Below are 12,043 nucleotides of genomic sequence, written 5' to 3'. Positions count from 1 at the left end.
GCAACCCATGTCCGTGAACAGCCTGTATGACGCTTTCGTCCGGGCCGCGGGTGCCGGTCATATCGGTGCCGACATCCTGCCGTTGATGGGCAAGCTGACGGCGGCACTGGGTGTGGAGACGCTGCCGCTGACGCAGGGCCGGGCGACGCGCTTCCCCGCCTCGGCCCAGCTGACCGGCGACATCGTCTGGGCAGACGACACTTCCTGGTCGGCGGTCCTGACCGGAACGGTCGACGAAGCCGGGCGGGACGTCATCGCCATGATGCTGACCGCACGCACCGAACGCGGCTTCGTCAGCTTCGCCACCCTGGTTCCCGACCTCCCCAAATCCCGCCGGCCATCCACCGTGGCCGCCGGCGCTCAGTCTCTGGGGACGTCGGTCCTGGCCGATCTGGGGCCGGAGCAGGCAACCCTTGCCGTGACCGCCGTAGACGCGGCGGACCTGCCGGCCGATCCGCCCGCCATCGGCGGTTGGCTGGTCCTGCCCGACTCAAGCCTTGCGCCTTATATCCCGCTGGTCGGCGCCGAAAGACTGTCCATATCAGGGCAGATTGATCCGCGCCCTGATGCGTCGGCGGCACAGAAAGTGACGCTTTCGGCCACGGCTCCCGATCCGGGCGGTGTCTGGGAAAAGATCCCCACCGAAGCCGTATCCCTTGTCCTGACCACAGCCACGATCGACACTTACAGTCTTCAGACACCGCAGCCGAACTCATCCAGCGTCCTGCTGTCGCTGACGCTGTCGGTCGATACCGGCCGGCCGCACGACGTGACCGTCACGATGCCGCTTCTCGTTCCCGGATCACTCTGGGATCTGGCCGGGCAAATCGATCCGCCATTGACGCTGAGCGACGGCATCATCGCTCTGATGCGCCTCTTCCCGGGCGCCGAAGCCTCGACCTTCAGCCTGCCACCGGGTACGGCGGCCCTCGATGCCTTCGGTCTGGCGGCCCTGCGTTACGGTCTGCAGACAACCGGCTCACCGCCGCTTCCCTCGGGCACCAGCTATACCGGTGCGACCATCGTCTCCACGACGGCATGGGATCCGCCAATCCCGTTCATCCTGATCGAGCAGGTCGGGGTGAACTGGCTGATGAACTGGACCGGCGGCACGGCCAGCTGGACCGCAATCCTGTTCGGCACCATGAGGTTCGGTGCCAAAACGGCCGAAGGAACCGGCCCGGCCATCCTGGCCAATGCGCCGACCGATCAGTCGGGTAATCCGGTCTATCTTGATGTCACCGTCACCCTGCCCGGCATGCGCATCGAGGCGGAAACACGCGGGGCCTTTGCCATCGACCTCGCCGCGGCAATGTCGGTGTTCTTCCCCGGCACCCAGCCGCAGACCGGCCCCGGCCTGGTGGTCGACCGCATGACCATGAGCGCCGATATCTCTGCCAAGACCTATGGCGCCACCCTGTCTGCGCACGGAACCTGGGCAATTCCGATCGGCAACGTCACCTTCACGCTCGATGCGATCGATTTCGAGGTGACGGTCGGTCCCTCGCAGATCTGGGGCGGCCTGTCGGGCATCGTCGGCGTCTCGGTCGATGGCGAGACAGCAACCCAGCTTGCCGCCGGTGCCTATTATCCCGGTGACGGCAGCTGGGCCTTCCAGGGTGGTCTTGCCACCGGACAGCTGAACCTCACTGAATTCGTTTACGCCTTTCTTGGCGAAACTCCGCCCGACTGGCTCCCGGATCTTGAACTGACCCGGCTCTGGGCACGCTATGCCACCTCCACCGGCAACCCCTACAAGGTGGACGCCGCAGTGGCCGTCCGCTGGGACCCCGAGGTTCTGGGCCTGAAACTCGCATTGCTGGCCGAGGCCAGCATCGAGCGCCGCCCCAAAGCCGGCACCGGCATGCTCGCCATCAGCGATCGCATCCGCCTTGAAGGGCTGTCGCGCGCCCGCCCGCAGCTGCATGCGGTGGTCCTGCGCGACGCCGCCGCGGGCGATGCGCCCGAAATGATCTATGAAGGCAATGTCAAAGGCGCCTTCGAGATCAACAATCTGATCGTCACGCTCGGATTCTCGTTCCTCGCCCAGGAACTCACCTGGCTGTTCCGCCTGGATCTCGACCGCTTCTCGCTGGAGGCCCGCACCTCGTGGACCGGCGAAGGGGCCAAGCGCCATCAGGTGCTGACGGTGGAGATGAAGGGCGTCACGCTCGGCGCCATGGTCGAAAGCTTCGCGGCGCTGGCCAACCCCAATGCCAATTACCGGCTCTCCGCGCCCTGGACCTTCCTCAACGACATCAATCTCGGCAGCTTCACGCTGATCATCGACCCCACCGAACAGTCGGTGACGCTCAATTACGCCATCAACCTGACGCTCGGCTTCATCACCATCAAGACGGTCGGCATCCGCTATGACCGCAAGACCGGCGAGCCGCAGGTCAATATCGAGATCACCGGCAATTTCCTCGGCAAGGATTACGGCCGCGAGCCGGGCATGTCGCCGCTGGGCTGGGATGCCCTGAACGACAGCCCGCCCGCCGTGCCGGGCAAGGGCAATTCGCTGGTCGATCTGCGCTATATGGGCTTCGGCCAGCATGTCACGCTGGAAGGGCTGACCCGGCCGGATTCGCTGGCCGACGTCATCCGGCTGATGCGCGCCCAGCTCAGGCCGGTGGATGATCCGAACCGCAACCCGCTGGACCAGCCGAGCGGCAACCAGCTGCATTTCCAGGAATCCAGCCAGTGGCTGATCGGTCTGGACGTGACCCTGATGGGCACGGCGACCGTCAAGCTGGTGATGAACGATCCCATTCTCTATGGCGTGCTGATCGCGCTGCAGGGGCCCGAGGCCGGCACGCTGTCGGGCTTCAGTTTCGAACTGCTCTACAAGAAGGTCACCGACGATATCGGCGTGTTCCATGCCCGCCTTCAGGTGCCGGACATGTTCCGCCAGCTGGATTTCGGCGCGGTCGCGATCACGCTCGGCATCATCACCGTCGACGTCTTCACCAACGGCAATTTCAAGGTCGATCTGGGCTTCCCGCACAAGCGGGATTTCTCGGTTTCTTTCGGTCTGCAATACGGGCCGTTCCTGGGCAAGGGCGGCATCTATTTCGGCCTGCTCAACGGCGCCACCTCCACCCGGGTGCCGGCCATCACCAACGGCACCTTCTCCCCCGTGCTGGAACTGGGCCTCGGGCTTGCGGTCGGCATCGGCCGCGAATTCAACAAGGGGCCGCTGAAGGCCGGGCTTTATCTGCAGGTCGAGGTGGTGTTCGAAGGCGTGCTCGCCTGGTTCCACCCCGACGATGCCGCCGCCTCCAAGGCGATGTATTACTGGGCGCAGGGCACCGCCGCCCTGGTCGGCAAGGTCTATGGCAAGGTCGATTTCAAGGTCATCGCGGTCGATGTCAGCTTCGAAGCCTATGCCTCGGCGACCCTGACCTTGGCCGCTTACCGGCCGACCGTGATCGCGATGAGCGTGGGCGTGCGGGTCCATGCCTCGATCAAGATCGTGTTCGTCAAATTCTCCTTCTCCTTCTCCACCAGCCTCGACGTCTCGTTCACCGTGGGCTCGGCCTCGACCACACCCTGGATCCTGTCGGCCGACCAGTCCGGGCGGAGCCTCGATCAACGGAATTCTGCGGCTCTGGGCAGCGCTGCCCTCGGCCGCTATGCCGCCATCGGGGTGGTGCCGCTCGCCAATGCCTCGCGCGGGCAGGGCCAGCGGTTCCGCCGGCGGCCCGGCGACATGGCGCGCATGACCCGGATGCTGACCCGCGCCCGGTTGCGCAGCGATGCGGCCCATGGCCTGACCCATCCGATCGCCCGCCAGATGGCGGTGCTGGCAGAGACCGCCGCCGCCGTCCTCGATCCCTGCGCCGAAGGCGTCTACCGGCTGAACTTCTCGCCCGATGCGAAGGTCTTCGCCGAGACGCAGACCCTGGATCTGCGCATGGTCCCGGGCTTCACCATCGCCGATATGACGGTGGCCTGGCCCGGCGGCAGCACCCCGCCGGCCGCCGATCCGGCCCGGCGGATGGTGATGATGCTGGCGATCGACGGCCCGGTCGCGGTGGATGCCGAAACGCTGGAAGCCCGCCGCACGGCCGCCTTCACCGCCACCGCGCGGGCGGAAGACCAGGCGGAGACGCCCTTCGCCCTGCTGGCCGAGGCGATGTTCCGCTGGGCGGTCTCGGCGCTGGGGCTGGATCCGGTCACCGCCACGCTCACCGCCGGCGATCTGGCCGAACTGGCCGCACAGATGGATTGCCCGCAGACCTTTGCCGAAGGTTTCGGCTTCGACAATCTGAGCGGCTTCCTGGGCGGCAATGTCGATTTCCACCTCTCGGGCCCACCCTCGGGGGACGATCCCGATGCCCTGCCCGGCGTCGCCTTCCCGATCCCGCCGGTGCTGGGCTGGACCAGCCCCGACCTGCCGCCGCCGGAAAACGACCGCAATTTCGCGCTGTATCAGCCGGTCGACGACGCCTATGCCGACCGGATCGCGGCCTATTTCCGCCAGCTGTCGCCGCAGCCCATGGGCGATGGCGGCTCCGTCTCGACCGGTATCCAGGCGAACGAGCCGCTCGCCTCGGTGGTGTTCCGCGAATACATGCTGCTGGTCGCCAAATACATGGTCCAGGCGGCCCAGGGCCTGTTCACGCGCTTCCCCGTGGAGATCGACGCCGACACCACCCTCGCCGCCCTGGCCGGCAGCTTCCCGACCGTTCAGATGCCCTATGTGGTGCATCTGGGCGATACCGTCGCCCAGCTTGCCGCCACCTACGGCTACGACACCGACGAGATCGTGGCGCTCAATCCCGGCATCGTCGAAACCCTGGACGATGCCGCACCGGGCACGGTGTTGAGCGTGACGCTGGGCGTGACCCCGGCGGCGATCGCCGCCGCCAACCCCGAGCGGCTGCTGACCCCGGGCAAGACCGCCCGGGTCGCGGCCCTGGAAACCCAGATCCGGACCGGCGACACCCCGGACCGGCTCTGCGCCCGGCTGGGTGCCTCGGTCGATGCCTGGCTGCAGACGGCGGCTGCCCTCGACGTGCCGGCGATCACCCGCGAGGGCGCGCCGGTCGCCCTGCCCCAGGGCGCCGGTGTGGCGCTTCAGGGCCTGACCATCACCCAGGCGGCGGCGCTCTATTACGTCCGGCTGAATGCCGGCACCCCCGCCGTCACCCTGCTGCCCGAAACCGGCTGGTATGCGGAAGCGATCACCAGCCTGAACGGCGACAGCATCGGCGCCGATGGCAGCCTGCCGGCGGTGGTGAAGCTGCCCTCGGCCTTCGACGTGCTGACCGACCCGGTCGACTGGACGCGGCTGGCCGGCGACACCCTGCCGATGCTCGCCGCCGTCACCATGCTGTGGCAGAACCCCGAGGTCGATCCGGCCTTCGCCACCTGGGCGGCCGCGGTTGGCGAACTGAACCCCGGCTATGCTGGCGGGCCGGTCATCCTGCCCGCCGCGACCACCGCCCTCCTGCCCGATGAAAGCCTGCGCGCGCTGGCGGCCCGGCTGCTGATGGTGGCGGATGCAACCACAATTCCGGCGACACCGTCGGCGAACTTCCGAACGGTTGTGGCGACCACCGATCTTCTGGCGCCGCTGGCCCCGGTGGTGGTCACCGATTGCCGGCTGACCACCATCGACAATCAGACGCTGCGCGCCTTCGCCACCTCTTACGATCTGGCGATCGAAACCACCGGCATGGTGGTGGCCGATGTGCCGGGGGTCTTCGCGGTGGATGCCGCGCTGCCGCTGATCGTGCCCGATCTTGCCGCCATCGGGCTGGACCGGCTGATGCCGGCTTTGACCGGCGATGCGCCGGTGCGCGATGTCGCGGGCCAGGTCTCGCGCTTCATGCTCCATGGCCAGCGTCTGCCGGTACCCGCCGGCGACAACAGCCAGTTGAGCGGTCTCTACGACCTGATCGGCCAGCAGGTCACCGGCCCCGCCCCCGACACCACCCAGCCGCCCGAAACCGTGCGCCTGACCCTGACCGTCACCGAAACGGTGGAGGTGCCCTGGCTGACCCTGGTTGCGACCGAAACCGCGCCGCCCGCCGAAGGGCTCGCCGCCTTCACCGCCCGCAACACCGGTCTGGCCGCCCGCAACCCGGCCGCCGCCGCGGGCCGCATCCGCCCGGGCATGATCCTGGAGGTGGACGACACCACCCAGCTGGTCATCCAGGTCACCGAGAAGATGCTGGAAGACGGCTATCCGGCCGATACGCTGACCCCCGTGTTGAGCGCGCCGCCGGCGCCGCTGCAGCTTTGGGAAGACGTGCCGGTGCGCCACGGCCTGTCGCAGATGGTGATCTGGCAGACGCCGAACCAGATCAATCTGCCGGCGCTGGGCGAGGGTGCCGGGACCGCGAGCATCGGCATGCCGTCCTTCTGGCCCTTCGGCAGCGATCTGGCCGCGATTGCCGCCGCGGCCGATGGCGGCCCCTGGCAGCTGTATCGCACCGATCCGGAAAAGGGGCCCGACAGCCCCGCTTTGCCGGTCCACCGCTCCATCTGGGCCAGCCTGATCGATATCGGCATCAGCCGCATTCCCGGCCGGCCGAACACCGCCAGCGTCACCGGCGCCGATACGGCGGGCCGCCAGCTGCTGCTGGAACTCTGGCGCTATCTGGAAACCCATCCCGACGACAATGCGGTGCTGTATTTCGGCTTCCGCCTGTCGCCGGCCGCCGGCCTGCCCGGCGGGCTCACCACCACCGGCATCGATCGCGGCGCCAGCTATATCGTGCGCACCAATCTGTCGACCGAAACCCGTTCGGGCAATCTCTCGGCCAACCGGCTGGCGCTGGCGGACGGCGACCTGCCGCCCTCCAGCCCCTATTTCGCCCCGGTCGGCGATGCCGAGATGTTCCTGAAACTGGTGTGGGAGGCGAGCGTGGTGGGCGGCGGCGGCTATTGGCTGGAGCTGACCGATGGCGACGGCAACGGCTATGGCGACGAGATCTGGAGCCAGGAAGGCACCGCCACCGTCACGATCATCACCCTGCTGGCCAGCCAGTCGGCGGCCGATCCCGACCGGCAGCTGCATTCCTTCAACACCGCCGCCCTGGTCGCCGACCCGATCGATCCCGCCGCGACCGCGCTGTTCGTGGCGGCCCCCGATGATCGCGACCAGACCCGCCAGGCAACCGTCGCCCAGGGCAATGTCGGCTTCACCATGGGGCTGGTGAACCCGCCGGATGCGGGCGACGACCCGGATCTGCGCGCCCGCCGGTTGTACAACCTGGCCGGCTATCAGCTGCCCGAGACCGAGGCCTTCGCCGCCAGCAATGCCGGCAGCCCGGTCGGGCCCCGGGTCGACGGCAGCGCCGCGGCGGTGGACCGGATGCGCATGACGCCACGGCTGACGGCCGATGCGGCGGATGAAAACGACCAGACCCTGTCGCAGGTGATCCCCATCCACCGCTATGCGAAGACGCCGACGGTGCCGGCGATTCCGGGCCTGCCGCCCCAGGCGGGCGACCCTTACGCCGGCATCTCGGCAAGCGGGCGCACCGCACCGCCGGTCGCGACCGTGGAGCTGGGCTTCCACGACGTCTACGGCAACGCCACCGCCGAAGGAGACGCATGATGAGCGCCGCAGTTTCGTTCGACGCCGCCTCCGGCACCGTGGACATGGTGGTCGGCTATACCGACCCGATGATCGGCGTCACCTCCTGGCCGGTGACCAGCGTCGCCTGGGGGGTCACCTCGGCGGCGGAGGGCCAGGTCGGCGCCCGGCTGCAGCTGCGCATCGCCATGCAGCCGGGGGGGCTGACCGCCGGCGGCACGGTCGCGGGCGACGCCGCGGCGGCGACCGCGGCCGATATCGGCGCGCGCTTCGGCGCGATCTGGTACCAGATCATGCAGCCCGACGTCACCGCGGCACTCTCCACCTCGCTGGACCAGCCGGCCGCCGCCAGCCCCACGGCGCTGCCGGTGCCGATGGACGGGCTGCGCGCCCATGTCTCGGCCTGCTATGCCTTTTCAACCGCCGCCGCATTGATGGGGGCCAGCCTGGCCGATCCCACCGTCACCCCCACCCTCGCCGATGTTGTGACGCGCTACGGGCTCGACTGGCAGGCGCTGGGCCTGGCGGCCGGCGAACGGCCGGTGGGGCAGCTGGTCACCCTGCCCGAGGCGGGGCTTGCGGTGCCGGACTACGTGGTCTTCACCGCCGGCAGCACGGTGACGGACCTGGTGCCCACGGGGCTCGATCCCGCCACGGTGCTGGGCGATGACGACAACATCGTGCTGCCGCTGCTGCCCGGCACCGAGCTGGTGATCCCGGCGGCGGAACATGCCCAGCCGGCAGATGGTCTCTCGGCCGGTGAGCTGGCCGAGGCCTTCGGCGTAACGCTTGCCAGCCTGACCACCGCCAATATGGACCGCCCCGCCCTGCTCGCCCCGGGCTTCGTGTTCAGCGCCCAGGGCATCGAGGTGGAGGTGCCGGCAACGGGGGAACCCGGCGCCGATGCCACCCTCGACGACATCGCCGCCACCTTCCGCGACAATGGCGTGCCCTATGATGCGGTGATGACGGTGGGTGCCAATGCCGCGGCCGGGGGCATGTTCCGCACGGGCGTGACGCTGACGGTCGACCGCAAGCTGATCCGCGACGGCTGGACGCTCGACGACAACGACACCGGCCAGACCGCGGCAACGCTGGCCGGGCTCAACATCGACACCATCGATCTCTTCCCCGCCGGCGCGCCGCTGTTCCTGAAAACGACCAGCGTCACGGGCCTGGCGGATGCACCGCTCGGCGCCACCGCCCGCGCCTATGGCGTGGAGCCGGGCGACCTGCTGCGCCACAATGCCGGGCTGGCCCCACAGCCCCCTTCAAACGGCAGCGGTCTGCCCATCCCCGGCCTCTCTGCCTGGCCCCAGGATCCGACCACGATCCGTATCCCCTGGCGGATCCTGGGCGGTGCCACCATGACGGCGATCGCCGCACGCTTCGTGCCCCTCGGCAGCGATGCAGAGGTGGCGCTGACCCAGGCCAACCGCGCCATGCCCGGCACGGTGGCGGGCGGACGCACCATCACCGTCGACGGCCAGGCGCTGGCGACCGAAGCGGGCGACAGTTTCGATGCGGTGATCGCCCGCGCCGATCCGCCGGTGACGATCGATGCCTTCGCCGCCGCCATCGCCGACGATCCGGATGCGCTGGCGACCGGCGGGCTGCTGCTCTGCGGCCCGGCGCTGACGGGAGATGCCGCCCTCACCCCGCCCGATCTGGGCGCGCGCTACGGGCTGGACCCGACCCTGATCCTGTCGGCCAATGCCGCAACACCCGGGGTGATCGTAGCGGGGCTGACGCTCCGCCCCTCACCCGTTGCCGCCACACCCACCATCACCACGGCGACGGAAGACAGCCTGAACGCCATCATCCGCCGCTTCGCCGCGGCGGGCATCGCGGTCACCATCGGCGACGTGGTCACCGGCAATGCCGATCAGGCCTGGATCGCGGCGGCCGCGAAACTGCTGCTGCCGCCGGCCGATACCCGGCTGGAGGCCGGTTTCGGCGCCGGCGGCTGGCAGTTCCCCGACGTCATCTTCCCGCTCAGGACCTGGATCACGCTGGCGCGCGACCCGCGTCTGGTGGACCCCGCCTTTCTCCACGAGGGAACCGATCCGGGTCCCGTGGCACAGGTGGCGAGCCCGATCGCCGTCACCCGCAGTGCGGCGCCAGAGCGGGAGGAAGAGGGCGCCGTTACCCTCGACGTCTTCGCCGCGGCCATCGAAGCCGCGATCGACGGGCTGAAGATCGCGACCGGCAAGGTGCTCTCGGCCGAACGCGACCCGGCGCCCACCGATGTCTGGGCGGTGTCTTTCGTCGATCCGGGCGGCATCACCAAGGTCGATCTGGCGCCGCCGCTGACGGTCGACTGGAACCCCTCCCCCCAGCCCTGGAGCTTCGGTCTCCGCCCGCTGTCCAACACGCTGGAGGCGGAAAGCGGGGTCACGATCAGCACCCTGGATCCTGCAACCGGAACTTGGGGAAAATCCCAAACCTACGACTTTCAGGGGATTGATCTGGAGGTCTGGGCGCGGTCCTGGCTGGCCGGGCTGGATCTGATCTGCACAGCACCCTATGCCGCGCCGGCCTATCGGGTGAACCCCACGGCGCTGGAGTCGATCCTGGGCGCCAAGAAACTCACCGCCTGTGCGGTGGCCGACGGGCTGTCGGCGATCCTGGCCGAGCAGGATACGGGCCCCGGCGCCATCAACGGAGCCGGCTGGAAGGCGGCGCGCGAGGTGCTGTATCAGCGCCTGCTGCGCACGCTGGGCGCCGGCTACGACACCACCGCCGTGCTGCAATTCGCAGCCGAGGTCACGGCCCCCGCCGCGGCCGCGACCGCGCGCCTCTCCGGCGCCGGCAAGCTTTCGGAGGTGCCGGTCGATGGCGGGGGCAGCGGACAACCCGGCGACGGCGATCCCAATGCCTGGAAGGTCTCCCAGCTCGGCAACGCCAAGCTGCCGCTGAAGACGGCCCCCGCCGATGCCAAAGCACCGGTCTCGTTCACGCTCGACGTCTCGCAGCCGGCGCTGCACCGCTCGGTGCGGCTGAAGCCGGTCTATGCGGTCAACGAGATCGAATTCGGCATCACGCCCGTCGACAGCGGCTATGACGCCTCCAACTGGCTGACCTTCGTTCTGCCCTTCGAAACCGATGCGCCGCCCGCCTTCTCGGCCGATCTGGAGACGCCCCAGGTGCCGGTGCCGCTGCGCGCCTATCCCGACCTGCCGGCGCTGATTTCGCAGACCGCGACCACGCCCGACGATCCGCAGAGCGTGGCAGAGGCGGTGCACTGGGCCTATGTCTTCACCTACACCCATCAGAGCGCCGATCAGGACCAGATCCGGATCGAGCTGGAATTCAACCGCCAGCCGGACCCGGCGCTGCGAGCCATGGCGGACGAGGATGAAACCCTCTTCGCCCTGCTCGCCCAGTATGCCTCCGCCGCCGACACCTTCTGGCAGATCCTGGCCGGGCTCCAGGCGCCGACCGCCGGGCCGGGAGACACGGTGCTGGCCGCCACGCTCGACACCTATGCCACACTGGCCGGCAAGGTGGCGGCGCGCTGGTCGGCCTGGTGGGGGGTGGGCAGCTGCGACGATCTGGTGGCGGCACGAAGCCTGGTCCGCCCCGCCCATGAAGGGCTGGTCCCCGCCCACCGCACCACCAGGGGCCGGGCCGCCCTGCTCGGCCGGGCACTCGACGGCTCCGACGGGCCGGTACACAGCTTCTTCCACTATCTGGCGACGCTGAACACCACCATGGTCGGCATCACCGAACCGGTGCAGGTCTATGCCACCCTCACCCTCCAGCAGCTGGGCGACGAGGCGGTGCCCTTCGACTGGCCGGAGATCCTGGTGATCCGCGACGACGGCGCCACCGCCGCCCTTACCGGGCGCGAGCCCACCGGCGCCATGCGGATCTATGATTTTCCGCTGGGCGACGGCGCCACGCTGATGCCGGCCTTCTCGCGGCTCTCCTTCCGCTACACCATCGGCGGGCTGCACATCGCGGCCTTCCAGAACGCCACCGCCGGCGTTTCGGTGATCCGCAATGCCCGGCTGCTGGGCGCCGAGGGGCCCGAGACCAGCTCGGCCTTCGTCTACCGCACGCCGCAGCTGGGCTTCCCCGAACCGCTGGTGCCGCTGATCACGGTGCAGGAGCGGATCGACATCGGCGCCTGGACCACCGACCCCGCCACCAACCCGCTGACCGCGGTGTTCAACGAAATGTTCGACGGCCAGCCGGCCGGCCAGCAGATCGCGGTGTCGATCCGCTATGGCTACACGCTGGTCCAGGCGGGGGCCGATTCGATCGAAACCCTGCTGCCGGTGCTGCTGCACCCGCGCTACGACTATACCAACGGCACCGTGTCGGGGATCATCCAGGCCGTCGGCCAGTGGCAGCAGGCAACCCAGCCCGTCACCACCGGCGCGGTCTGGGGCTTCTCGATCAGCCTCTATTCCACCACCGACCCGGACCTGGACCGGCCGCTGCTGGAGTTGCAGAAGCTGGTTTCGGCGATCGGATGACGAGGGG

2 protein-coding genes are annotated in these 12,043 nt (G+C 69.0%); both read left to right on the top strand.

Annotated features, from left to right (window positions below; all coding sequences use genetic code 11):
- Positions 1-7: 7 nt before the first annotated feature.
- On the top strand, positions 8-7,573 hold the full coding sequence (locus tag TMO_RS20205) for a LysM domain-containing protein (RefSeq protein WP_014747556.1): 7,566 nt from the start codon (positions 8-10) through the stop codon (positions 7,571-7,573).
- The gene (locus TMO_RS20200; RefSeq protein ID WP_014747555.1) at positions 7,573-12,036 is read left to right on the top strand and encodes a hypothetical protein; all 4,464 of its coding nucleotides are present in this window, start codon (positions 7,573-7,575) and stop codon (positions 12,034-12,036) included. The genes TMO_RS20205 and TMO_RS20200 overlap by 1 nt, the downstream gene beginning before the upstream one ends.
- Positions 12,037-12,043: the final 7 nt, after the last annotated feature.

The sequence above is a fragment of the Tistrella mobilis KA081020-065 genome (genome assembly GCF_000264455.2).
Lineage (GTDB): Bacteria > Pseudomonadota > Alphaproteobacteria > Tistrellales > Tistrellaceae > Tistrella > Tistrella mobilis.
Note: the sequence above shows the minus strand (reverse complement) of the source record. Positions and strands in the feature narration are given on the sequence as shown.